This is a genomic window from Streptomyces sp. NPDC058371, assembly GCF_042723265.1.
GTDB lineage: Bacteria > Actinomycetota > Actinomycetes > Streptomycetales > Streptomycetaceae > Streptomyces.
On the sequence record NZ_JBHXJC010000012.1, the window covers coordinates 156043 to 180441 of the forward strand.

Genomic DNA, 24399 nt, shown 5'->3' on the forward strand with positions numbered 1-24399 from the left:
GGCATCGGCCTGGCCATCGGTCCTGACCGGGAGGCACGCGGACACGCGCCGATCAGCGCCCGGAGGGGACGGCAGCAGCCGGCCCCCTCCCGGCGTCTCGCATTCCGGCGGCTGACGGGCCGCCGCTCTCGGCCTCCAGCTGATCGGCGCTCCGGCCCGGGCCCCCCGCCGGGCGCCCGTGCAGGGAACCGCCTGGCCTGCGGACACGTGTTGTCCTACGGTGCTGAAGAGCATGAAGGCGTCGACGGGGCGGAGATTCTGGTGGGTAACGGGGCCACCCTGCGGGAACGCATTGCCGAGAGGCGGGCCGGCACGGGAGATCCGCGGGCCCTCGTGGGCGAGCTGCGGCGGGCGCCGCTGCTCGTGCCGCTCGACGGCGGCGGACTGTGGACGGCGCACTTCGGCGGGATTCGCTGGATCTGTGCCTTCACCGGCGAGAACTCGCTCGCCCGGTTCGCGAACCGACACGGCCCGGGCGACCGGGAGTGGGAGTTCGCCGAACTGCTGGGAGCCAGGCTGCTCGACGAGATCGTCCCGGCGATGGCGGAGCCGGCCGGTATCGCTGTCGACGTCGCCGACGAGGACGCGTCGATGCTGTTCCCGCCCGTCGTGGGAATCGTGCCCGAGGCCGTCGCGGTGGACGCCGCGACGGCAGGACCGGACGAGGGCGGCGCGCGGCCGGTGGCCACCGGGGATCCGCGCACCGAGGGAGGTGCGCACTGATGGGCGACAGCGCCAAGGACCTGCACATCGACGAGTTCAGCGTGCGCCGGCTCACCCAGGGGCTGCGGGATGCCGTCGGGGAGCTCAAGGACGTCGGCTCCGCCACGGGCGCCGTTCTCGGCAAGGGCTTCTCCGACCTGGCGATGACCGGCATGGAGGCCGGCCACCACGGCCTGTCCGTCGACTTCGAGGACTACTGCGAGCGTTGGGAGTGGGGCGTCAGGTCGCTCATCCACGACGCCAATGCCATCGCCGCGAAGCTCGGACTCGCGGCCGGTGTGGTGTGGGAGGAGGATCAGTACGTCGGGACCAGCCTGAAGGTCGGCGTGAACGCCCTGGCCGGCGGCAATCCGCACGCCTCCGAGGAGGAGATCGGCCGGCAGAGCTGGGGCGATGTGGCCACCCCCGACTGGATCCACCCGGACTACAGCCCGGAGTCCTTCCAGCGGGCCGGTGACGACATGGGGCAGACGTGGAAGGACACCGGGCGTGCCCTGGTGACCGAGGGGCGCGGTGGTCAGCAGTCCCGGATGCTCAACGACCTGCTGGGCGTCGACCAGAACGACTTCGACCAGGCGGTGGACGACACCTTCGGGCCCTCGCCCGAGGAACGCGCAGCGCAGCAGCCGGCGCCCGACGGGGGTAACTAGTCGTGGGAATCGGCGACTTCATCAGCGACATCACGCCCGACTCCGTCGAGGACGCGGTCGAGGACGCCACCGAGTGGGCCGGCAACCGTGTCGAGGACGCCGGCAACTGGACGGCCGACCGGCTCGACGACGTGGGCTGGGAGTCGGGTGCGGACTGGGTCCGCGAGAAGTCCCGCTCGGTGGCCAACCGCATGGGCGCCGAGGTCGACGAGATGGACCTCGGGCAGACCGAGGACAAGACGAAGCTGATCTACGGCAGCCCGGGCAAGCTCCGCTCCACCGCCACCCATCTGCGGGCCTTCCAGAAGGCGTTCAACGACGTCGGCCTCGGGCTGGAGGGGCTGGACTCGGAATCGCTGAAGGGCCAGGCGGCGGACGCCTTCCGGGGGTCGGTGAAGGTCCAGCCGCCCAAGTGGTACAAGGGCGCCGACGCCTTCGAGGACGCCGCCAAGGCGCTGGAGGCGTTCGCCGAGACCGTCACCTGGGCACAAGGGCAGGCGCAGCAGGCCATCGACAAGTGGAAGGAGGGCACGAAGGCGTCGGAGGACGCCGCCGACGCGCACAAGAAGAAGGTCGACGACTACAACAAGGCCGTCGGCCAGTACAACGCGCAGCCCGCCGACAAGCGCGACCCGTCGCAACTGCCGCCGAAGCCGGGCGAGACGTTTCCGGATCCCGGCGAGGCCCGGCGCAAGGAGGCGCAGGACCTCGTCACCGAGGCGCGCCGGCAGCGCAACGCGGCCGCCGAGACCGCCCGCTCCGCCATCACGCTCGCCCGCGACGCGGCCCCGCCGAAACCGTCGTACGCGGAACAGGCCTCCGACGGCCTGGACGAGCTGGAAATCATGAAGACGCACTTCGGCGGCGGCATCATCAAGGGCACCGCGGGTCTCCTCAACTTCGCCCGTGGCCTCAATCCCATGGACCCGTACAACCTCACGCACCCCGCCGAGTACGCGATGTCGCTCAACAGCACGGCGGCCGGGCTGGTCCAGGTGGCCAACGACCCCTGGGGCGCCGGCAAGCAGATGCTGGGCGACTTCATGAAGGACCCGGCCGAGGGGTTCGGGCGGCTGATCCCCGACGTCGCCCTCACCGTTGCCACCGGAGGCGCGGGTGCGGGTGTGAAGGGGGCGCGGGTCGCCGAGGAGCTGGCCGACGCGGCCAACGCGGCCCGGCGCGCCGAAGGACTGGAGGACGCCGGGTCCGGGGCGCGACGCGCGGAGGACGCCGCCGACCCGAGCCGTCCGCCGAAGGTCAAGTGCTCCGGCCGTGAGCCGGTCGACTTCGCCACCGGCCGCATGTTCATGCCGCAGGTGGACGTCTCGCTGCCCGGCTCGCTGCCGCTGGACTTCCGGCGGGACTTCGAGTCCTCCTACCGGGCCGGCCACTGGTTCGGGCCCAGCTGGTCCTCGACGATCGACCAGCGGCTTACGGTCGACGCGATCGGCGTCGTCTTCCACGGCGAGAACAACCTGCTGCTGTCCTTCCCCCATCCGGCGCCCGGCGTCCCGGTCCTGCCCGAGGCGGGCCCCCGCTACCCGCTGGAGCGGCACGCGGACGGCAGTTACACACTCACCGACTCCGAGAGCGGCCTGCAACGCCACTTCCTCGCCCCGCCCGGAGACGAGCCGGGCGGCGACGGCACGGCCCCGCTGAACGAGATCACCGACCGGTGCGGCCGCACCGTCCGTGCCGAGTACGACGAGCACGGCAACCCGCTCGCGCTCAGCCACTCCGGCGGCTACCGCCTGGAGTTCAGCACCGAGAACGGCCGGATCACCGCACTGCGATCGGCGGGCAACGAACTGGTCCGCTACGGCTACACGGACGGCCACCTCACCGAGATCACCCGCTCCTCCGGCGTCCCCACCCGCTTCGAGTACGACGCCGAGGGCCGCATCCTCGCCTGGACCGACACCAACCACTCCCGCTACACGTTCGTCTACGACGACCAGGACCGCTGCGTCAGCCAGACCGGCGTCGAAGCGCACCTGGCCTCCGAGTTCCACTACAGCGAGCCGAGTCCCGACACCGGCCTGAGCACCACCACCGTCACCGACTCCCTCGGCCACACCTGGCGCTACACCGTCAATCACCGCTGCCAGGTGATCGCCGAGACCGACCCCACGGGTGCGACGACCTACACCACTCAGGACCGCTACAACCGTGTGGTGTCGCGCACCGACGCCCGCGGCGCCCGCACGGAGTTCGCGTACGACGACGCGGGCCACCTCCTGAACGTCACCCGCCCCGACGGCAGCGTGCAGCGGGCGTCGTACGACGGCCTGGGTCTGCCGGTCGCCCTCGACCTGCCGGGTGGCGCCCGCTGGCGTCAGGAGTTCGACGAGCGCGGCCTGCGCACCTCGGTCACCGACCCGGCGGACCGCACCACTCGGTACACGTACGACGAGCGCGGCCACCTCACCTCGGTCACCGATCCCCTGGGAGCGGTCACCCGACTGCGCCACGACGCGGCCGGGCTCCTGCTGGAGCGCGGGGATCCGGTCGGTGGCGTGACGGCCTACCGCCGTGATGCCCTGGGCCGCATCGTCGAACGCACCGCCCCGGGCGGGGAGTCCACGTACTACGACTGGACGGCCGAGGGCCACCCCGCCCGCGTCACCCACCCCGACGGCAGCACCGAGCACTGGTTGTACGACGGGGAGGGCAACTGCCTCTCCCACACCGATGCCCTGGGCGCCACCACCCGCTTCGAGTACACCCACTTCGACCTGCTCGCCGCGCGCAGCGACCCCGACGGCACCCGCCACGAATTCGTCCACGACACCGAGCTGCGCCTGACCTCGGTCACCAACTCCCTTGGTCTGAGCTGGGGTTATCGCTACGACGAGGCGGGCCGGCTGACCGAGGAGACCGACTTCGACGGGCGTACCACGCGCTACGAGGTCGACCCGCTCGGCCACGTCGCCGCGCGGACCACTCCGCTGGGGGCCACCATCCGCTACGAGCGGGACGAGATGGGTCGGGTGGTGCGCAAGGAGGCGGCGGGTGCCGTCACCTCCTACACCTACGACCCGGCCGGACGTCTCCTGCAGGCCGTCGGTCCCGACGGGGAACTCACCTATCAGTACGACCGAAGCGGTCGCGTCAAGACGGAGCTGTCCGACGGCCGTCCGCTCGCCTTCGCCTACGACGCGGCCGGCCGCCGCACCCGACGGGTCACCCCCGGCGGGCAGGTGACGGTGTACGCGCACGACACCGCCGGGCGCACCGTCCGGCTGACGACCGGCGGACACGAGGTCACCTTCACCCGCGACGAGGCCGGCCAGGAGCTGTCCCGCACCTTCGGGGAGGCACTCTCCCTCACCTCGAGCTGGGACGAGGCCGGGAGGATCACCGGGCAGGAGGTCGCCTACGGCGAGCGCAGTGTCAGCCGCCGCAGCTACACCTACGACCTCAACGGCCATCTGGCCGGCACGGACGACACCGTGCGCGGACCACGCCGCTTCGCGCTCGACCCGGTCGGCCGGGTCACCGACGTCACCGGCGACCGGTGGAGCGAGACGTACGCCTACGGCCACGGGGGTGGCGGGACGACGGCGGCGCGCTGGCCCGACACGCACGCGGGTGCCGACGCCCAGGGGGAGCGGGTGTACGAGGGCACCCGGATCATGGGTGCCGGCGCCAACCGGTACGTCTACGACCGGGCCGGGCGGCTGGTCCGGCGTACCAGGACCAGGCTGTCCCGCAAGCCCGACGTGTGGCAGTACAGCTACGACGCCGAGGACCGGCTCGTCTCCGTCACCACGCCCGACGGCACGGTCTGGCGGTATCGCTACGACCCGCTGGGCCGCCGCACCGCGAAGGAGAGGCTGGCAGCCGACGGCGACCGGGTCGTCGAACGGACGGAGTTCGTCTGGGACGGCCCCGTCCTGGCGGAACAGTCCACGGCGCCCACCGGGCAGGTGCCCCACCGCACCACCCTCACCTGGGACTACGACGGTCTGGCGCCCGTGACCCAGACCGAGCGGCTCATCGACGCGGCCACCCAGGACGAGATCGACGCCCGCTTCTTCGCCGTGGCCACCGACCTGATCGGCACACCCACCGAGCTCATCGACGAACAGGGCCGCATCGCCTGGCACAGTCGCACCACGCTGTGGGGCATCACCACGTGGAACGCGACCGCGACCGCGTACACCCCCCTGCGCTTCCCCGGGCAGTACTTCGACCCGGAGACCGGACTGCACTACAACCATCACCGCTACTACGACCCGCGCACCGCGCGCTACGTCACCCCCGACCCGCTCGGCCTGGCGCCGGCCCCCGACCCGGCCGGCTATGTGCACAACCCGCACACCACCAGCGACCCCCTCGGCCTCGCGCCGTACGAGAACAACGGCGGCCTCGGCGATCTCGTCAAGGTCAACAAGCCCGACCCGGCCGCCGACGCCCTGGCCGAGCGGCTCGGCGGCGAGTCCCGGGTGAAGTTCGAACACGACCCGAAGGGCCGGGAGATCGACGCGATCAGCGACGACTACGTGGCACAGTCGAAACCGGGTGGAATGCAGATGGGCAGCGCCCTCAGGAACCAGGCAAAAGCCACATTTGAGTACGGGATACAATCCGGTCGCACGCCCTACTTCCACTTCGACGGCGAGCCGGGTCCCGGAGTGATCGCCAAACTCCAGGAGTACGGCAGGCGGTATGGGATCGAGCCCGTGATCGACACGACACCGCTGTGAGAGGCACATGTACGAGTTCCATGGCTGGTTCGGCATCGCCGAGTCCCCCGAAGAGGCGGACGCGGGAACCCTCGAGGAGGGCCTGGCCGAACTGCGGGCGGCCGTCGACCGCATCGACTGGTCGACCGGCGAGGCCACGCTGAAGGTCCACAACGGGGAGTACTTCGTGCGCGCCGACGGTCTGGTGAACCGGCGCCGCGACGAGGCCGAGGAACTGGACGCCCTGATCCACTTCATCGCGCGCCGCTTCCCCGGCTCCTGGGGCCTGCTCTACGAGCGTTCGGCCGACATGGACCAGCCGCCGGGCCCGGGCGCCTTCCGGGTCCGCGTCATGGCCAGGGGAGAAGTGCAGGACCGGCTCGATCCATTCCTCTCGCCGTGCCGCCCGGTCATCGAGGACTGACCGACACCCGAGGCGGGCCCCCGCAATCGTTCTGCTTGGATCGGTCCATGACTTCCGTCGGCGCACCGGACGAGACCCGAGAGCGGGCAGAGCTCGCGGTCTGGTTCGGCGGGGCGTCCCTGGCGTGCTGGCTCTGTTGCCCGTTCTGGATGCTGGTCTGCTTCATCGCGCTGCCCCTGGCCGTCGTCGGCCTCGTGCGGGCCTGTATCGAGTACGCGGCATCGAGGTCGGGCCGAACGAGCAGGCCGCGGGCGGTAGTGGGTGGCGCGTTATCCCTGCTGGGCGCAACAGCGGCGATCGCCTACATGATCTTTCTGGCCACCCACCCGGACCTTCCCGTCCAGGGCTGAGGGGCCGGCGGGCACCCCGCGCTCTTGTGCCCCGCGCTCTCCAACCGCGCCGGCGGGACGGCGGGTTGTGCGCAGGGGCGTTGGGCTTGCCCTGTCCCCCGAGAACGGGCCGGAACCCGGACGGCGGTCTTACCGTCTTTCCCGGTCGGGCGGGCTGCTCTTCGTGGGGGAGAAGACGGCCGCGAGCGGAAGGTGACCAGCGAAACCCACTCTGACCTTTGACCCAAAACTAGTAAATTGGCCGAGAATTGATACATATACGACCGCGGGCCCTCCCGCGGACAGACGGCAGAGCGACGCTTTCCCTGTGGCGTCGACCACGGGCGAGACTCTGGGCCGTGGCGGGTGTCGCGGCCCTCGGATTCCACATTGCGCTGGAAATCGCCGCACGCCGCTACGGCCTTCCCGGGCCGATCGCGAACGAGGCACGAGAGGTGGTGTTCGCCCCCAAATCAGGCTTCCTGTTGTACGCCGGTATGTCGTTGATGATGGTGGTGCTCACCTGGCGGCAACGGTTCATCGCGCTCGGCGCCGCGATCGGTATCGACGTCGTCCTCCTCGTCGTTCGCTGGGCGGTCGACGCCAAGGCGACCGACGGCCACCCCTTCGGCAACGGTGCGTTGTGGGTGATGCTGGGCTGTGCGGTCATCGCCGTCACGCGTCGCACCGGCCGGGAACGGGTCCTGCTGCTGAAGGGCGTCGGACTGGGCCTGCTGCTGGTGGCCGGCCGCAAGACCGGCGACACCTGGCTGCTCATCACCTCGAAGACCCGCCCAGAGGTGCTCGACCAGTACCTGGCGACCGCCGATCACGCGCTGGGCGACCCGTCGTGGCTGCTGGGCCGAATCGTCACGGCCACCGGCCCGGTCGGCTTCAATTTCCTCGACATCGTCTACGGCCAGCTCGCGGTGGCCGCGGTCGTCGTCGCCCTCTACCAGTTGCGTCACGTGGCGGTCGAGCGCCGCTTCCCGGGCCACCATCTGGTGCGCACCTTTCTGGTGATAGGCCTCCTCGGACCGGCCGTCTACATGATCTTTCCCGTGGTCGGACCGGTCTTCGCCTACGGCACCGGCGCCGAGCACTGGGCAACGGTCAGCCTGTGGTCGCACACTCCGCCCAGCGAGCCCTGGGCGGTGGCCGACCTGTGGCCGCAAACGCCGCCGCCGATCAGAGCCCCGCAGCACATGCCGTTCGACGGGATCACCCCGCGGAACTGCATGCCCAGCCTGCACACGGCGTGGGCCACCGCGATCTTCATCCATTCCCGGCAGGGCCCACGCCTTCTGCGCTACGCGGGCACGTTCTGGCTGATCGCCACGCTCACCGCAACACTGGGATTCGGCTACCACTACGGCGTGGACCTCATAGCCGGCGTGGTGTTCACCCTCACGATCGAGGCGGCTCTGCGCTCGCTCGACCGCGGCTGGGACCGATCGGGGATCCAGCTGGTCGCCTGCGGCGCCACGCTCTTCGCCGCACTCCTGGTGTCCTACCGCTTCCTGCCCTTGGAAATGGCCGAGCACCCGTGGCTGGCCGGACCCCTCCTCGTGCTGTCGATGACCTCGCTGGTCTACGGCTACGTCCGGACCACCACCCGCTGGGAACCGAGCCCCGCACCGGCCCGCCGGCCGCAACCGCAGCCCGAACTGATCTGAGCCGCGTCACCCAGAACAACAAAACCCCCGAGCCGACGGCCGGGGGTTTCATTTCGGGGTTCTTCCCATGGGCAGCGGGGTCGACCGGCCGTGTGCACCCCGGTGGACTGGACCCGGCACGCTCTGGGGATTCCGTGCGGGTCCGCGCGAAGTCCGGTGAAACGGATCACTGCCAAGTCCGGGCTGAGTACACTCCGTCACCTGGCAGGAGGGTCGGCTGTGGGGCGAGGGGTGGCGCGGTGCTGGTGACGCCGGAGGCCGGGGACAGGATCGCCGACCGGTATCTCTTGCAGGCTCCCATCGGCAGCGGCGGGATGGGTGTCGTCTGGCTGGCCTGGGACGAGCGGCTCGAACGGCGGGTCGCGGTCAAGTGCGCACGCCTGGACGACGATCGGGCCACGCGACGGCTCATGGGCGAGGCGCGCAACGCCGGGCGGCTGCACCACCCGAACATCGTGGGCGTCTTCGACTTCGTCGACGAGGGCGCCACCTGCTGGATCATCATGGAGTACGTCCCCTCGCGCAGCCTCGCGCAGATCGTGACGGAGAGCGGCCCGCTCGCACCCGAGGAGGCCGGGTCGATCGGCTGCCAGATCGCGGCCGCTCTGGCGAAGTCCCACCACGAGGGCGTGGTGCACGGCGATGTGACGCCGGAGAACATCCTCGTCACCGACGAAGGCGTCGCGAGACTGACCGACTTCGGGATCTCGCGGGCTCTGTGGAGCGACGCCACCACGAGCGCGACGGTGGGCGTGCGCGGCAAACCCCGTTATCTGGCACCCGAGTTGGCCAAGGGGGAGCCCGCGGGCGAGAAGTCCGACGTGTTCTCCCTGGGCGCCTCCCTGTTCGCGGCGGTCGAAGGCCAGTCGCCGTACGGGGAGGCCGAGCACCTCATGGCCTATCTGGCCCGGGCCGTCGAGGGCCACATCGAGCCCATGCACCGGGCCGGCCCGCTGGACGGTCCGCTCACCGCCCTGCTGGAGGTGGAGCCCCGGCGCCGGCCCGACGCCGCCAGGGCGCGGAAACTGCTGATGCGCGCCGCGCCCCCGCCCCCGCACCTACAGGAGCAGTTGCACGACAGCCCTGCGCGGGACCTCTCGTCCCGCACGCTCCGGCTGCCGCGACTCCCGCGCCGCCCACGGGACTTCACGCCCTTCATGCTTCAGCTGCCACAGCCCGTACGCCGCCACCGTCCGCTGGTGATCACGGCGGTGGCGCTGGCCGCGACGGGCGCGATCACGGTCGGGCTCGTCCTCTTCGGCCCGTGGGCCTCGAAGGACGCGGGCGACAGGGATGCCCGTACCGACGCGAAACCGTCGGCCACGGCGCAGGCGGGCGCCATCGGCGACGAGCGCACGGCGGACCCCTGCGGGCTGCTCGACGCGGCCTCGCTGAGCCGCTTCGGCGACACCGCACTGGACCCCGACTACGGGGAGATCGACCGGTGCGACGTCCTGGTGCGCAACAACAGCGGTGACGACAACGCGGACGTCCAGGTCAACCTCGACTCGGACCGGGACGATTTCGACGACGTCCTGTCCACCCGCCTGGTCGACGGCCTCACGGTCGTGTCGCTCAAGCGTGACGGGAAGGCCTGCGAACGGGCCGTCCTGACCGCCGACGGCAAGCAGATCCGTGTCATCGGGGTGCAGTTCGACAAGCGGGCATCCGACCCGTGTCAACTGGCCGACGCCGCCACCGACCACGCGGTCGGCGTGCTGGCCGAGGGCCCGGTGCCCCGGCGTTCGTCGTCTCCGGTCACGAACTCCCTGGCCCGGCTCGACACCTGCACGCTGCTCGACGCCACCGACCTCGAGCGGCTTCCCGGCGTCGAGGTGGACAACCGGGACCGCGGCTTCGGTTCCTGGGACTGCGACTGGTCGAGCGACGACGGCGACCGCGAGGTGGAGATCCAGCTCAGCCGGGACAACTCGCTGGACGCCGACGACGGAAAGCCGGTCGACGTCGCCGGCACGAAGAGCTACTTCGTCGCGGACGAGGCCGAGGCCGACAGCTGCACCGTACGGACCCCGCACCGCACCTACACGGACTCGGCGGGCGACCGCACCACCGAACTCTTCCAGCTGACCGTGTACGCTCCGCAGCCGTCCAAGCAACTGTGCGCCACCGCAACCCAGTTCGCAGCCGCCGCCGTACGGAACATCGCGAAGCGACTGCCGGGGACGTGACATGACCGAGCCGGGAGTGGCCCGTAGGCGTGACCTCGGGACCCGGTGACGGCCCGGAGACGACCGGAGGCGTGACGCCGAAGGCTCAGCGCACTGGAAAGCCAAAGGAGTAGCCCTGCGCCTTGAGCGAGGGGAGGACGCGGCGCAGGGCCTCGACGGTCTGGGAGCGGTCGCCTCCCGCATCGTGGAAGAGGAGCGTCGGGCCGTTGGGAAGCTCGCGCTGGACGGTGGCGACGATGGCCTCCGTGCCCGGCAGCTCGAAGTCCTTGGTGTCCACGTTCCAGCCCAGCGGGCGCATGCCCCGGGAAGCGGCGAGCTTGCGGCTGTCGGGGGTGAAGGCGCCGCCGGGGGCACGGTAGTACAGGGGCCGTACGCCCCCGGACGCCTTGGTGATCATGCGTTCGGCGTCGAGTATCTGCCGTGACTGGTAGGCGAGGGACTTCTTGTCCATGGCGGTGTCGTGCGACACGGTGTGGTCGCACAGCCGGTGCCCGGCCGCGACCACCTGCTTCACGAGGTCCGGGTGGGCCTGTGCCTGCGTCCCCACCATGCAGAACGTGGCCTTCACCCCGTACTCCCGCAACACATTGAGCACTTGAGGCGTCCAGACGGGGTCGGGGCCGTCGTCGATGGTGATGTTGACGCCGCGCGCCCCCTTGTCCGAGGCGTGCGCGATGGTCATCCCGACCGCCTTGACGTCACTGCCCGGCGTGGCAGGCGCGGTCGCCTTCGACGACGGGACGTCCACAGCGTCGGCCTGCGCGGTCCACATCGAGGCACCGACGGCGAGCATCGTCACCCCGAGCGCCGCCCCCATCAACTTGCCGTACCAGCCCCGCGTTCCGCTGTGCCGTGCCATGTCCGCCCCGCTCTCGCACAGTGCCCCGTCGATCCCCGGCCGCCATGCGGCCCCTGTGACAGGACGAAGGACGGCGCCCCCGGGATGCGTCCGTTACCGAGCACGGACAATCCCGGGGGAGTTCACGGACAACTGACGCCGGGCCTGGCCGACTTCCCGCGATGCGGATGCGGCGCCTCTGCTTACCCGGTTTGGACCACCCCGACCTTGTCGAGCTGGGTCGCTCTTTCTGTGACGCCCTGCTGCTCCCCGCCAGATCTGGTGCGGCGGGCTTCCGGGCGCTGCTTTCCGCGAGCCCTGTACAGCGGGAGCGGGTACGGCAATGAGGAGATCAGCACGTGGCCGCGGTTGCCCTTGCGCTGTTCTTCCTGGAGTGGGAGGCACGCTGTCCACAGGAGTGGACGGAGGCCCGGCCACGGCTTGGGGCGCGGAACAAGACGTGACTTCCGCGCCGTACGCCCCTTGGGCCGCCACAAAGCGTTCCGGGTCCTGCCCGACGACTTGCCGCTCTGACGGGGGCCTCGATGCCGAAGTCCTGGTCACCGGGCGGGCCTTCGGGCGCGGTACCTGCCAGGAAACGCGGAAGGCACCCGGTCACACAACAGCCCCAGATCGCTGGCTTGGGGCTTCAAGAAGAGCGGGTGAAGCGACCGTAATGGCCGCGGTCACTGGATCAGGAAAGCCGCCCGGCCTCGTGAAGCGCGTCGAAGGCCATCTCGTCGACGACCGAGACTCGGCCCCGATCGGCGTAACGGAACCACGCCTTCTCGGCGATCTCCCGCGACGGGGTCAGCTCGCCGCGATGATCGGCGGTGTAACAGATCATCCGGAAGGGACCGTGATCCGGATGGTTCTCGCCGATCTCGAAAGTGCCGAAGTGCACCATGGAACCGGGGTCGATCGTCGCCTGCAGTTCCTCGTCGATCTCCCGCACCAGGGTCTCGCCGTCGGACTCGCCCGGCTCGCGATGACCGCCCGGGAAGTAGAAGCGATCTCTGCCGTGACTACGCGTCACCAACACCCGGTCGTCCCGAACCAGGATCCACGCCACCTTCTCCGGCACACCGTTGCCATCCGCCATGGCTCGGGACCGTATCGGACGGCATCGCCTGCGTCAGCACCGTCCGCACACTGAGCTTGGGAAGCTCGGGTTCTCTGAAGGCGGTAGCTACTCTGACCTGCGGTCGAGGCACGTTGCTGGAGTTGCTCTACTTCACTGCTGTACGTCCCTACGGCTCAGCTCCCCGATGTTCAGGACAGGAGGAGCCTAGGTCCAGTAACGTCAACTGGACTCAGCAGTCATGTAGTTGCCGACAAGGGGATTGATCGCTGCGCGGGCTCGGGACGAGCGCCGCTTCACGGCTCGGGGGGAGGCCGGAGGCGGACCTTCCGGTCTCGCGTGTCGACTCCCCCCGAAAGGCTCTATATGGAACTGGCGAGTTGGGTGACAGTCACTGTGGCCTCGGTTGCGGGAGGTGTTGCTGTTATTGGGCACCTCTTCGACCAAGTACCAGCGTTGTCACAGAAGATGATCACGGCGATTCGTTCTCTTCGTGCAGTACGCGATGAAGTGAAGCGGAACGGCAACGAGTGATTCTCGGTCGCGCCAGGCGTTGCCTCACTTGCCTCGGCGCGACCGCAATCATCAGGTCACCTCTCCGTGGGAGCAGGCTGCATTGGGCAGCCGTACGTCGGGAGCGTCTGCTGCCCTTAACACGACACTCGGGCATCCTCCTGAGCGGTATGGGCGTCGCCTTCAGAGCTAGGCCAACACGCTTTCCAACTGTGGTGGTGTGGTGGTGGGGTGTGTGCGGGGGCGTTCACCTGGGTTCATGGGCGGCCGACTGCCAGTGTCAGGGCGTCTTCGAGTCCCGCCTGAACTGTCGTGTACGCGGCTGAACGAGACGGAAACTGAGACGGATCACTCCGCTACTTGACTGTACTAATGATCACGCCGAACAACGAGGCGACCACCAAGAGGCAACTTCCGAAGGCGGCACCCGCGCGCAGGAGGGCACGAGGGACAGAGGCGCCGTCCAGCCGAGACAGGAGCGCCGCCACAGCACCCGTCAACAGAGCGACGACCACGGCGGCGAGCATCACGAGAGTAATCAGAGGCAGTGTGTCGAGGCTGGTCTTCACGGTGTGCTTCCTTCCATCAACCGGGCTTGGTGATACGGGAAGATGGCCGAACCCACGTACAACGGCGTTTACGGTGAACGAGAATGAACGCGTTGGCACACTCCGGGGAGCGGGCAAGGGGGCGACACAAGGTGAGCCGGGCAGACCAGGGGGGCGTGGTGGACGCCGAGAACAGCGAGTCGCCGCTAGAAGAGCTTGCACGCCGGCTGCGGCTGCTCCGAGCGGAGCGAAGAATTAGCGTCACGGCTCTAACGTCGAGAGTCGGCCTGGGACGCACGACTGTAAGTAAAGCGCTTAACGGCTCTTCCGTTCCCTCAGAGGAAACGATCGTTGCCCTAGCGACGGCCCTCCGTGCCGATGTCGGTCCACTTCTCCAACTGAGGGAGCAGGCTCATACACCCACCAGCAGGATTTACCGCATCGAGCGCAAACGAATTCGACAACCATCCGGAGAGGGCCCTGTTGGATTTGAGCAGCGATATCGACAATACGTTGCAAGGAGGCATGAGAAGCTATCAGTGATCGGCCTCGACTTGGCTTGCCCTGATCGATCCTGCTGGCCGCTTGATGCGGCCTATCTAAGCCTGGAATTGGCAGCCACTTCACCTGATCAAACATCTGCTATTCCGGGTATGGATGAGCTCGAGCGAACGGGTGCAGGAGTTCGAGCAGAGCAGGCCCTTTCTGAAAATCCGCGAGTTCTTATCCGAGGACTTGCAGGGAGCGGAAAAACGACTCTCATGCAGTGGCTTGCAGTGGGAGCAGCCCGCCAGAACTTGCCTAAGGAACTGGATCACCTTAACGATCATATTCCCTTCATCTTGCCCCTGCGAACGCTTGCTAGAACTGATAGCTTCCCAGATCCCGATCACTATCTAGCAGCGGTCAACTGCCCCTTGAACAGTGCCCAACCTGCAGGTTGGGTAGATGGAGTAATGAGCGACGGGCAAGGACTGCTGCTGATCGACGGCGTAGATGAAGTTTCCCAAGACCAACGCCCAAGGACGCGGGAATGGCTCCTCGAGTTACTATCTGCCTATCCGCTTAATCAATTCGTGGTGACCACGAGGCCAACGGCCGTTCCAGATGGCTGGCTAGCGAACTCTGGGTTCGGAGAATTGACCGTCCAGCCGATGGCAATCAAGGACGTATCGGTCTTCATAAGCAGGTGGCATGATGCCGCAAGAAAAGGCGTGACCGCCCCTGAAGAGGTTGAGCAACTTGATCATCTGGAAGTAAAATTGCGGGAGACCGTGCGTTCCCAGCACGGTCTGGCTCAGATGACAACGACACCGTTGCTCTGTGCTCTTGTTTGTGCACTCCATCGTGATCGGCATGGGCATTTGCCCCATGGGCGCATGGAACTGTACGCAGCTGCGCTATCGATGCTGCTGCACCGGCGTGATAGCGAGCGAAATATTCAACCGGAGGGGCTCCGGCTGAGTGAACGTCAGAGCATGCGACTTCTACAGCGTTTGGCTTACTGGATGGTCGATAATGGTCAGACTGAAATCAGTCGAATCGACGCGCTACATCACATCGGCGAAGCACTCCCGTCGATGCCTGACGTCTCCGAGCAAGGAGACGCACTGACTGTGCTTGATCACCTCGTGGAACGCAGTGGCGTTCTGCGTGCCCCGGACGACGACACCGTCGACTTCGTTCATCGGACGTTCCAGGACTATCTAGCTGCTAAAGCAGCAGTCGATAAAAGAAACATTGGAGTTCTAGTCAAGCATGCCCATGATGACCGCTGGGAGGATATCGTCCGCATGGCTGTGGCCCATGCCACTCCGGATGATGCGGACCAAATTCTCCGACGTCTCGTATCCCGAGGGGATCGGAATACCGCCAACGTTCAACTCCGAACTCGCCTATATTTGCTAGCTGCAGCATGCCTCGATTACGCAACGGAATTGGACCCCGAAGTAAGAAGGGAAGTGCACAGTCGGACAGCAGCTCTGTTGCCTCCGCGTAGCGTCCAAGAAGCCCATATACTGGCTGCTGCCGGGCGGGTAATCATTGATCTTTTGCCCGGGCCGGAGGGCCTGGAAGAGGACGAAGCCGAAGCAGTTGTTTATACTGCTGGAATGATCGGCGGCGACGCAGCGATGGCGCTTCTTAAGAAGTATATAGGTTGCGATAAAGGGCTCGTCCCCTGGTATATGCAGATGCATTGGAATCAGTTCGAAATCGGCGAATATGCTCGGGAGGTTTTGGCTCGAATGCCAAAGCTTCCCATTTTGGCCATACAGTCACACGAGCAGATGGAGGAGCTGACGTGCTTGGCGGTCCCTGGCAATATTTCACTGACCGGAGACTTTACCGTTAGTCAGATTGAAGGAGTAATTGAGCGGACTACAGTCCGATCTTTGGCACTATATAAGAATGACACCCTGGTTAGTCTTGATTTTCTTGCGGCGCGCAATTCTCTTAGGGAGCTGAGTATTAACTCCTGTGCGCATTTGGGTGACCTTACGCCGTTGTCTGGTATGCCTATCTCTACAGTCAGGATTTGGCAGGATGATTGGAATAGTGAAACCGGTATCGACGGATTGACGCAGCTTCGGACGCTGGAGTTGAACTCTATACTGCCTTATTCTCACATTGGCGAGCTACCCGCCTGTACAAATTTGACCTCGCTAGACCTGGGCTACAGGACATGCAGCTCCGTCACTCTCCAAGGGATTACACGGTGGCCTAACCTGGAGAGGCTCAGAGTATTTGTTCAATTTCATGTGGAGGAGTTTCCTGAGATATCTAATCTAGAACACCTGTCCACTCTTGAACTATTTGGGTGGCATTCTGGTGAGTATGTGTCGACCCTTTCTCCGATGGAGAGTGTGGAGACATTGGTTCTCGCCAGTTTGTACGAATTTGACTGGCGTCAGATTAGGGAGAAGTTTCCCAGGCTTCGCAATCTCAAAATTACCAGCACCTCCTCGGTGAGGATTGATATTTCAGCCTTGTGTGATATACCTGGCCTGAGTGTCGATGTGCGAGGCGTCGAAAACCTGCAAGGCGCCGACAACTTTCCACCCGAAATGCTCAAAATATTTCCGCGCCCGCGTTCCTGAGCGGTAGAAAAGCGGTCGGTGTAGCGGCTTTGGGGTGGCGCTGCTTTGGCGCGAGTGATCATGGCCCCGTAAGCTTCCGGCGCGTCGGGCAGTCTGTGGACCTGCCCGGTAAAGCACGACGTTGGGGCCATGATCTTCGAGGCTCGCGCCAAAGTGGCTCCGTAAAGCCGTGGAGCCGACCGCCCCAGCCACGACGTACCCCTTCTCTGGCACCAGGTGACTGCATGCTTGAGCGCGGCACCGGCGCCGGCCGGGCTGGAGCGGGGCGGAGACAGGAGCGCAGGCCCGGCCGGGGGTCGGGCCGCGCGCGGGGAGCGGAGCGAGCCGCCTTGAACCAGTAGAGAAAGTTGTTACTCAGGCCGCGGCCGAGGTGTGTCTAGGCTGGGGTGGCTTCGTTCCAGTCTCGGTTGATGCTTGACCTTGTGGCCTCACCTGATGCTGGACACCCCTTGCCTCGGCTTGGTTGTTCGTCTCCAGCCCGGACGTGCCCGGGTGACGGGGCCGCTTGTGTCAATTGTGGATGTCAAGATTCTCGGATGACTGCTTCTCCGCACCCTGCTGGGACCGTGTCCACGGTGGCGACCGACGCTGGAATGCTCGCCCTCTGGGACCCCCAACGCTTTAGCGACATTGTCGATTACGACACCTGGGACCCGCAGCTCGGCGAGGACGAGGACGTTGAACGGCATATCCGTGCTGGCGCGTTTGTCCCCATCAACATCCGGTGTGACGGTGCCTTCGGAGTCCTGGTCCGCATAGGTGCGGTCGGCCGGCCCGCCGAACTGACGGAGCAGGAAGGCAGGTACTGCCTGGCCACCTCGGACGCCTATCTGCTGCACTCATCGGGGCAGGCGTGGCTCAGCGGTATCGAGGCGGTAGGCGCCGAAGCATGGTCTGAAACGGTGCAGTTCGACCTGCCCGCGGCCCGATACTCGGTCGTGATCCACCTGATTGCGTGGGAAGACGAACCGGGCAGCCACAACGAGGATGGCACCCCGTCCAAGACCGCTCTCCCCGACTTTGTCGCCCTCATCAACCCCGCCGGGTCGGCACGGGGAAATTTCCGCTCCGCAGTGGCAACGTTCGACCGGCCGGAGGGCTGATGACCAGACGCAGACGTCCTGTATCGCCGACATCAAGCCGCCATCGACCATCAACTAGGAAGCGACTCTGCGGCTGGGATGCGCCAAAGCGGAGCCTCGTACTGCTCCGGTCGGCTGCTGAGCAGTAGCTCCCTGAGGTCCTGGCGCTGCTTGCCGTTGAGGCCGAGTGCCTCGGTGATCCTGCGGAACGTCGTGTGGGTGATGCCGCGGCTGCGGGTGTCGGCCTCGAACTGGTCGAGTTGGCGGAGCGTGCCCTCCGGGTCGAGCTTCTGTTCTGGCTGGATCCCGAGCCAACTGGCCTTGTTCCGCTCGTAGTCGATCTCCGAGTAGCCGCAGATTTCGCGGCTGTACTGCTCGGCCTCCTCCAGGCTCTCCGTCGCGAGGATGGCGCGGGCAAGCTCGTTGCGATTGAGTGCGTCGTCCAGGTCCGCTTCGTGGACGGTGGGGCTTTCGTCGCGGAGTGGGACGGGCAGGCCGGCGTCCCTGACTTCGCAGAGGCCGCGGACTCCCCTGGCCGTTGCCGCCAACATGGCCGTCGCCTCGGAAGGGTGCCACTCCAGAACCGAGCTGATCGGGTCGACGTGCTCGGCCGTGAACGTCAGAAGCACCGGGCCAATACGGTCCTGCAAGTCCTCGGCCGGGATCTCTCCGTCCAGCCCGGGACCGGCGACCAAGAGCCTTACGGGTGCGTTGACTTGGCAGCACGCCGCCAGGGTGAGGGCATCGCCGAGCGGACTGCGGAGCGTTGGTTCGTCGCCCTTGGCGAGGATGTCGCCGCCAACGTCCAACAAGTCGATGGACTCGGGGGCCAGATGCTCAATGACTTCTTCGAGCTGGCGCACGATGCCCTCGGCGCCTTGCATTGGATCGATCAGGGCGAAGGTGTGCGGCAGTTCGGCTGCCAGCCGGGGGAGTGTTGAGCCGACGGGAGCGATTGGCCTTGCTTCGCTGGGCACGGTCCAGACGCTTGGGGTGAGTGGACGCAGGCCCGTGAAGTTAGCCGGTCCTCGTGGTCCTGGTACCGGATCGATCAGCAGGCGGTCCCACGCGTACGTGAGGATCACCGCCGGGCCTCCGCCACCTCCGTAGAGGGCTGCGTCGAGCATTGCGGCGGCGACTGCGTCGCCCCCTCCTCCTGCTGCCACGATCAAGCGCGTCACCCGCATCAGCGTACGGGTTCCCCTGCTGACCACTCACCCTATAGTGGCTACTGGTCATAGCCACTTAGGGAAGGGGCTCCGATGCCGCAGATCGAAGAGACCCAGCCCAAGTACCTCCAGATCGCTCACCACATCCGCGATCAGATCTTGCGAGGCGACTTGAGGCCTGGCGATGAGGTTCCGTCGGAGCGGCAACTCGCGGCTTCCTGGAATGTTTCGCGGCCCACGGCAGCTCGGTCGCTGGAAGCCTTGAGTCATCAGGGTCTGGTCGAGAAGCGGCAGGGGTCGGGCACCTACGTGCGTGGGCTTGCCGTGAACCGGCGGGCTCGGGAGCTCTACGGCCGGGCGAAGCAGACCGGCAAGATCTACACGGCTGGCGAGTATGCGGTGATCACGTCGGCCGGTTGGCTTGAGGCCCCGGATTACGTGGCCGAGGCGCTGAGTCTGACGCCTGGAACCCGAGCTGTTCACCGCCGTCGCGTGACCAAGAACGAGTCCGGGCCCATCACGATCTCCACTTCATGGTTCAGCGCCGCTGTTGGCGAGCGTGCCCCCAAGCTCCTTGATCCTGAACGGATTCAGGAGGGGACGCTCATGTATGCGGAGGGCATGACGGGCCGTCAAGGCAGCTACGCCGAGGATCGGATGTGCGCCAGATTGGCGACCGATGACGAGGCAGCTGATCTTGAACTCGACGCGGGTTCAGCCGTCCTGATTGTCCATCACGTGGTCTATGACATGCATGATCACCCCCTGGAGTTCGCCGAGGCGACTTACCCTCCCGGCCGTTGGGCGTTCGAGCAGGGTTACCCGATCAGCTAGAAACCCCCGTCTCTCTGAGCGAACCGCTTGTGGCTGCGAGTGGCTAATGCCACTATCCAGTAAGTGGCTAAGGCCACTTGACCGGAAGGGGCATGGGCGTGAGCCAGGAGCGCACCGAGTTACGGCACGTGCCGCGGAAAGCGGACTGCCGTGGATGCCGGGGACGAGGGTGGAAGCACGTCGGTTCGCGCTCCACCTTGGCGCTCTCTGTCACCGATGCTCGCGCCCGTGCGACATCCAAGCGGCGCTGTCTCGACTGCGACGGCACCGGTAGGGAGTAGAGGTGCTCATGGCGGATGCACACAATGAGTCCGGTGAGACGGCTGCTGGGCCGCCGCCGATCGGGGGCATGACCCTCTATCCAGTGCCCGAGTCCGTTGCCCGGGCGCGGCGCTGGTTTCGTAAGTTCACCGCTCCGTACAACCTGGCCTGTTCGATCGATGACTGTGTGCTGATGCTCTCCGAGCTGGTGACGAACGCGATTCTCTATGGAGAGGCCGAGGACGCTTGGCGGGTGCGAGTCGAGTGGTCCCGGGTGGGGGAGGCGCTGCGGGTCGCCGTTCACAATCCCGGGTTCCCGGCGGACGTCCGGCTGCGCAGTCCCGACGCCAATGACGCGCACGGAAGAGGGCTGCTCCTCGTCGACGCGCTGGCAGATTCCTGGAGTGCCGGCCCGAGCCCCTTCGGCGGAACCGTCGTGTCGTTCCAGGTCGACCAGGCCTGGAAGCCGTGACAACGACCTGCCCAGTCGGCGCCCACGAGTTCGAGGGTGTTCATCGGCCGCCTCGACTGAGTAGGCAGGTTGCCAGGTGACCTGGCGGATTCTCACTAGGCGGAGCTATGGCGTACGAGGTGGCTGCAGCCAAGTATGTGTGCCTGGCGCAGACGCTCCAGGGGCCCGCGGTCCGCTAGCCGGCGTCGCGTTCGACGCCGCGATCGGGTGCGCTCATGTCCCCCGTCGCGGGTGTGCCGTCGGCGAGCGCGTAGCGCAGGTACACGGTGCCGTTGGGACCGGCTGCCGGCGGTTCGAGGAGTGTGAGGTTCGTGGGTACCTCGCCGCCGTCGAACAGCTTCTTGCCGACGCCGAGCACGATCGGGTGCACCCAGAGGCCGAGACGGTCGAAGAGCTTCTCGCGCAGGAGGGTCTGCACCAGGTTCAGGCTCCCGACGACCTTGATGTGCTGGTGCCGGTCGCGGATCTCGCGCACCGCGCCGGGCAGATCCGGGCCGAGCTGCGTGGACCCGGCCCATGAGAGGTCGGGTTTGCCGCGGGAGGCCACGTACTTCGGGACGCTGTTGAAGAGCGTGGCGATCTCGTTGTCCTCGCCGCCCTTCTGGTGCGGCCAGTAGGCGGCGAAGATGTCGTACGTCCGCCTGCCGAGCAGGAGAGCGTCCGTGCCCTCGTACGCGGCAGCGATCCGGGCCCCGGCGGGCTCGTCCAGCAGCGGCGCCTGCCAGCCGCCGAACGGGAAACCCACCGGATCCTCGTCGGGGCCGCCGGGCGCCTGCGCGACGAGGTCGAGGGTTGCGAACATCTCGATGTCGATGAGTCCCATGCCGTACTCCCGATGCGTTGGTTGTTTCGCTCGGAAGGTAGACCTGCGGGCGGCGTCGGACTCATCGCCGCGACGGCATCCAACTGAGGACAACAAAAAGCCCCCTGGTTCAAGACCTGGGGGCTTCGAATGGAGCGGGTGACGAGAATCGAACTCGCACTCTCAGCTTGGGAAGCTGGGGTGATCTAGGGCTGATTCGGCCGATGAGCTGGTGAAACGAGGGAATCACGGCCCGAGTCGCCGCGCGTGGCCGAACCGTGATTCCCCGTAGTTCCCCGCTCGATTCGGTGCGGCTGTGGTGCGGAGCCTTGGTGCCGGGTGGTTGAGGGCGCCCCTGCCTAGTTGGAGACGTGGGGGCTCGGCAGGGCGGCTCCGAAGTAGCCCTTGGTGTTGCGAACGGTGATTCCGGCGGTCTTGCCGCACAGGTTGATCGAACCGCTCAGGACCGGGCCAGAGGCCGAGCCGAGGGCGGTCCACAGGCAACCGTCGCTGTTCTCCGTGGGTACGCCGACGACCGTCTCGGCCTTGCCGTCCTTATTGAGGTCGGCGAGGTGGACGCTCGCTCCGAACGAGTCGCCCACCTCTGCGGCACCGGGTACGTCAGCCGTGTTCTGGGTGTACCCGACCGCCTTGGTCGTGGTCAGGCCGGAGGCGGAGCCACGCAGCAGAACGGCCGTGCCTGCCAATTCGAGCGTGCCGACCGCCTCACCGGGAGAGCCGACGAGGACGTCGGCGTACCCGTCGGCGTTGACGTCACCGACGCTGAGCGACTGTCCGAACTGGTCGCCGTCCTCGGCGGTTCCCGGGACTCCGGCCGTGTCCTGGTGGAAGACCTGTGGCTGCTGGTCGACGGTGATGCCCTGCGCGCTGCCGTAGAGGACCTGGATCTCGCCACCGCGGTGCGCAGCGCCGGTCGCGTTCATAAGGGAATCGTCATCCGCGATACCAGTGACGAGGTCGCCGTAGCCGTCACCGTTGACGTCACCGATCTGGCCGGCGTGGCCGTCGGCGTGTGGAAGTTCTATGGGCCAGTTGGCGGGATAGTCGTCGGTCGGAGGGCCGTTGTCGACGTACACGGGTCCACGAAGGTCGTCGTCCGCGGGCCCGACCAGCCAGTAACGCTCCGCCCTGCCATCGCCGTTGACGTCTCCCATCACCACGCCACGGGTCCCGCCGAGGCGGCTTTCCCGGTAGTTGGAGGCGGCCTGTCCGGTTCGGGTGAAGGGGCCGGTGTAGGAGGCGCCCTCGCAGCGCGAGCCAATGGTCACCTCCGGGGCACCGTCCCCGTTCATGTCACCTGTGGCCACGGAGTTCCCGAAGCCGCAGTACGTGCGGCCGTCCCCGTATCCGGCCGGCGGAGAGATGGTCGCACCGCCCGTCAGCCCGCTGGGCCCACCCCATACGACGGTTGCGGAGCCCCGGGACTCCTTGTCGCCGACCTGCTCCCTCGGGGTCCCGATGATCAGATCCGCGTACCCGTCCCGATCCAGATCGGCGCTGGCAACCGTCGTGCCGAAGGCGTCCCATTCCTCGGGGTCGCCGGGGATACCGGAGGTCGCCTGTGTGATGACCGTCCGGTGCGTGGTGCTCACTGATGAGGCCGACCCGTACAGGACGACGACGGCACCGGCCTCCTCCACGCTGCCATTGGCGGCGTAGGGCGCGCCGACAGCCAGGTCCCGGTAGCCGTCACCGTTGAAGTCGTCCTGGACGGCTGCGGTGTTGGCCCCCTTGTAAGGACTGGTGGCGGAAGCCGTCGCCGGGGTGAGGGCGAAGGTGATGAGGGGTGCGAGTACGGCGGCGGCCGTGGCTGCTCTGCGCAACATGACTCCTTGGCGGAAGGACGGGGACTGCAGGGACCGCGGAACGACAGGAGCGGCAGCACCTGAAGCTCAGTCGCCCCACTGGACACACGAGAAACCCTCAAGGTTGTGCGCGATGCGCTCCCATCTCAGGACTGCACCCGCTACGCCGTCTCAAAGAGCTCTTTGTCCTGGTAGGGCTGTTTGCCCGGAGCGGGTTCATGACTGATCGGGGTCAACTCGGTGGCTGCACGAGGCGCGACTGACCGGGACCGCTCTGGGGCGCGGTCTTCAACGTGTGAGTGGGTGGCCGGCCCGGAGATCATTTACGCGTGCGGCGGCGGTACTCACACTCGCGATCGCTCTGGCAGCCGCCCTGGCGACCTTGTGCGCCACGCTCAAGGACACGATGGCCCGCGCGGGACAGTCTTGGAGAAGGCGGCGCTGATCTCCCAGCACTCCGACCAGGGGCGTCAGCGTGAGGTCGCCGACGGGCTCGACGAGATGGTGCGGGCTCAGCGTGCGAAGCACCACAAGGAGCCGCCCGACAGCCGTAATGGTGCGGATGTGGTGCGCGACAGCCGAACAGGTCGAGACAACGAACAAGGCCCAGGTCACCGACCTGGGCCTCATCTATGGAGCGGGTGACGAGAATCGAACTCGCACTCTCAGCTTGGGAAGCTGATGTTCTACCACTAAACTACACCCGCGTAAGACGCCGGTTGAGCCGGTGTCGAATCGCCCGCTCACTCTACCTCATGCCTGGCCCCGGGTGCTGAAGCCGACGGGGTCAGGCGGCGTTTCGGGGGGTGGACGCGGCTGCGGGGGGCCGAAGTTGGGGCGTACGGTGGAGGCGCTGGAGAGGGTCCCGGCGGAACCGGAGTGCCGCCTGGAGACCCGTCCCTTCCATCCCGTAATGTGGCTTTCGTCGTCAGTCAGACGCAGCTCTTGGGGAAGGGAATCCGAGGACTTGATGGAGCGCACCGTCGTCCGTTGTGCCGAGGGGCACGTATTCAGCACCACTTCGTTCCCGATGCAGCAGGCCGAGCGGCTCGGCCCCGGTCGGTTGATCAGGTGTCCGCGGTGTGCGCGGCTCCGGAGCGTCGTTCCGGTGACGCTGCAGAAGCACTGATCGGTGGAAGCGGCGAGGTAACGAGGAAGTTCGCGGGCGCGCGGGCCGTCCGATTGTGGGCGGTCCG

At 66.9% G+C, this 24399-nt stretch carries 17 protein-coding genes, 1 tRNA gene and 1 pseudogene; 12 read left to right on the forward strand and 7 right to left on the reverse strand.

Translation table 11 applies throughout. The annotated features are described in order from the left end of the window. The first annotated feature begins 261 nt into the window (after positions 1 to 261). The 7 genes from ACFWM2_RS29525 (at position 262) to ACFWM2_RS29555 (ending at position 10679) form a co-directional block, all read left to right on the forward strand. Entirely contained in the window at positions 262 to 723 is a 462-nt protein-coding gene (locus ACFWM2_RS29525) for a hypothetical protein (RefSeq protein ID WP_383286262.1), read from the forward strand. Then, positions 720 to 1373 (forward strand): hypothetical protein, encoded by a 654-nt coding sequence (locus tag ACFWM2_RS29530; protein WP_383286475.1) that lies wholly within the window; start codon positions 720 to 722, stop codon positions 1371 to 1373. The genes ACFWM2_RS29525 and ACFWM2_RS29530 overlap by 4 nt, the downstream gene beginning before the upstream one ends. A gap of 2 nt (positions 1374 to 1375) precedes the next feature. Further along, positions 1376 to 6082, forward strand: a complete 4707-nt coding sequence (locus ACFWM2_RS29535) for a putative T7SS-secreted protein (RefSeq protein WP_383286264.1) — start codon at positions 1376 to 1378, stop codon at positions 6080 to 6082. A 7-nt stretch (positions 6083 to 6089) separates the two neighbouring features. Beyond that, positions 6090 to 6485 carry an immunity 7 family protein gene (locus ACFWM2_RS29540; protein WP_383286266.1) on the forward strand — a complete coding sequence of 132 codons (396 nt, stop codon included), beginning with the start codon at positions 6090 to 6092 and terminating at the stop codon, positions 6483 to 6485. A 47-nt stretch (positions 6486 to 6532) separates the two neighbouring features. After that, a complete protein-coding gene (locus ACFWM2_RS29545; protein WP_383286268.1) occupies positions 6533 to 6835 on the forward strand; it encodes a hypothetical protein in 303 nt (100 codons plus the stop codon). A gap of 338 nt (positions 6836 to 7173) precedes the next feature. After that, on the forward strand, positions 7174 to 8490 hold the full coding sequence (locus ACFWM2_RS29550; protein ID WP_383286270.1) for a phosphatase PAP2 family protein: 1317 nt from the start codon (positions 7174 to 7176) through the stop codon (positions 8488 to 8490). Between the two features lie 239 nt (positions 8491 to 8729). Beyond that, positions 8730 to 10679 carry a serine/threonine-protein kinase gene (locus ACFWM2_RS29555; protein WP_383286272.1) on the forward strand — a complete coding sequence of 650 codons (1950 nt, stop codon included), beginning with the start codon at positions 8730 to 8732 and terminating at the stop codon, positions 10677 to 10679. Positions 10680 to 10764: 85 nt separating this feature from the next. Here ACFWM2_RS29555 and ACFWM2_RS29560 read toward each other — a convergent pair whose 3' ends face one another. Then, on the reverse strand, positions 10765 to 11538 hold the full coding sequence (locus ACFWM2_RS29560; protein WP_383286274.1) for a polysaccharide deacetylase family protein: 774 nt from the start codon (positions 11536 to 11538) through the stop codon (positions 10765 to 10767). A 435-nt stretch (positions 11539 to 11973) separates the two neighbouring features. On the opposite strand from ACFWM2_RS29560, the pseudogene ACFWM2_RS29565 reads away from it, so the two are divergent. Continuing rightward, positions 11974 to 12051: pseudogene (locus ACFWM2_RS29565) on the forward strand (VapC toxin family PIN domain ribonuclease); the annotation flags it as partial. Between the two features lie 160 nt (positions 12052 to 12211). Here the strand turns inward: ACFWM2_RS29565 and ACFWM2_RS29570 are convergent. Continuing rightward, entirely contained in the window at positions 12212 to 12619 is a 408-nt protein-coding gene (locus ACFWM2_RS29570) for an NUDIX domain-containing protein (RefSeq protein WP_383286276.1), read from the reverse strand. 848 nt (positions 12620 to 13467) lie between these two features. After that, positions 13468 to 13680, reverse strand: coding sequence for a hypothetical protein (locus ACFWM2_RS29575; RefSeq protein ID WP_383286278.1), 213 nt, complete (start codon positions 13678 to 13680; stop codon positions 13468 to 13470). Positions 13681 to 13838: 158 nt separating this feature from the next. On the opposite strand from ACFWM2_RS29575, the gene ACFWM2_RS29580 reads away from it, so the two are divergent. Both ACFWM2_RS29580 and ACFWM2_RS29585 read left to right on the forward strand, forming a co-directional pair. Then, the gene (locus ACFWM2_RS29580; protein ID WP_383286477.1) at positions 13839 to 16757 is read left to right on the forward strand and encodes an NACHT domain-containing protein; all 2919 of its coding nucleotides are present in this window, start codon (positions 13839 to 13841) and stop codon (positions 16755 to 16757) included. A gap of 575 nt (positions 16758 to 17332) precedes the next feature. After that, positions 17333 to 17860, forward strand: a complete 528-nt coding sequence (locus tag ACFWM2_RS29585; protein ID WP_383286280.1) for a hypothetical protein — start codon at positions 17333 to 17335, stop codon at positions 17858 to 17860. A gap of 50 nt (positions 17861 to 17910) precedes the next feature. On the opposite strand, the gene ACFWM2_RS29590 is transcribed toward ACFWM2_RS29585, so the two are convergent. Further along, positions 17911 to 18966 (reverse strand): DUF1152 domain-containing protein, encoded by a 1056-nt coding sequence (locus tag ACFWM2_RS29590; protein WP_383286479.1) that lies wholly within the window; start codon positions 18964 to 18966, stop codon positions 17911 to 17913. Between the two features lie 135 nt (positions 18967 to 19101). Here ACFWM2_RS29590 and ACFWM2_RS29595 point away from each other — a divergent pair, with 135 nt between their 5' ends. Both ACFWM2_RS29595 and ACFWM2_RS29600 read left to right on the forward strand, forming a co-directional pair. Next, positions 19102 to 19842 (forward strand): GntR family transcriptional regulator, encoded by a 741-nt coding sequence (locus ACFWM2_RS29595; protein WP_383286282.1) that lies wholly within the window; start codon positions 19102 to 19104, stop codon positions 19840 to 19842. Between the two features lie 349 nt (positions 19843 to 20191). After that, positions 20192 to 20575 carry an ATP-binding protein gene (locus tag ACFWM2_RS29600; protein ID WP_383286284.1) on the forward strand — a complete coding sequence of 128 codons (384 nt, stop codon included), beginning with the start codon at positions 20192 to 20194 and terminating at the stop codon, positions 20573 to 20575. Positions 20576 to 20750: 175 nt separating this feature from the next. Here ACFWM2_RS29600 and ACFWM2_RS29605 read toward each other — a convergent pair whose 3' ends face one another. The 3 genes from ACFWM2_RS29605 to ACFWM2_RS29615 all read right to left on the reverse strand — a co-directional run bounded on the left by ACFWM2_RS29605 (position 20751) and on the right by ACFWM2_RS29615 (position 23910). Next, positions 20751 to 21398, reverse strand: coding sequence for a dihydrofolate reductase family protein (locus ACFWM2_RS29605; protein WP_383286286.1), 648 nt, complete (start codon positions 21396 to 21398; stop codon positions 20751 to 20753). A 338-nt stretch (positions 21399 to 21736) separates the two neighbouring features. Beyond that, positions 21737 to 23224: a hypothetical protein gene (locus tag ACFWM2_RS29610; RefSeq protein WP_383286288.1), complete on the reverse strand. Its 1488-nt coding sequence runs from the start codon at positions 23222 to 23224 to the stop codon at positions 21737 to 21739. A 612-nt stretch (positions 23225 to 23836) separates the two neighbouring features. After that, positions 23837 to 23910: transfer RNA gene (locus tag ACFWM2_RS29615), tRNA-Gly, on the reverse strand. Between the last annotated feature and the right edge of the window lie 489 nt (positions 23911 to 24399).

Coding starts and splice junctions, on each gene's coding strand:
- ACFWM2_RS29540 (WP_383286266.1), top strand. CDS start 6,090: ATGTACGAGTTCCATGGCTGGTTCGGCATCGCCGAGTCCCCCGAAGAG.
- ACFWM2_RS29545 (WP_383286268.1), top strand. CDS start 6,533: ATGACTTCCGTCGGCGCACCGGACGAGACCCGAGAGCGGGCAGAGCTC.
- ACFWM2_RS29560 (WP_383286274.1), bottom strand. CDS start 11,538: ATGGCACGGCACAGCGGAACGCGGGGCTGGTACGGCAAGTTGATGGGG.
- ACFWM2_RS29570 (WP_383286276.1), bottom strand. CDS start 12,619: ATGGCGGATGGCAACGGTGTGCCGGAGAAGGTGGCGTGGATCCTGGTT.
- ACFWM2_RS29590 (WP_383286479.1), bottom strand. CDS start 18,966: ATGCTCGACGCAGCCCTCTACGGAGGTGGCGGAGGCCCGGCGGTGATC.
- ACFWM2_RS29595 (WP_383286282.1), top strand. CDS start 19,102: ATGCCGCAGATCGAAGAGACCCAGCCCAAGTACCTCCAGATCGCTCAC.
- ACFWM2_RS29600 (WP_383286284.1), top strand. CDS start 20,192: ATGACCCTCTATCCAGTGCCCGAGTCCGTTGCCCGGGCGCGGCGCTGG.
- ACFWM2_RS29605 (WP_383286286.1), bottom strand. CDS start 21,398: ATGGGACTCATCGACATCGAGATGTTCGCAACCCTCGACCTCGTCGCG.
- ACFWM2_RS29610 (WP_383286288.1), bottom strand. CDS start 23,224: ATGTTGCGCAGAGCAGCCACGGCCGCCGCCGTACTCGCACCCCTCATC.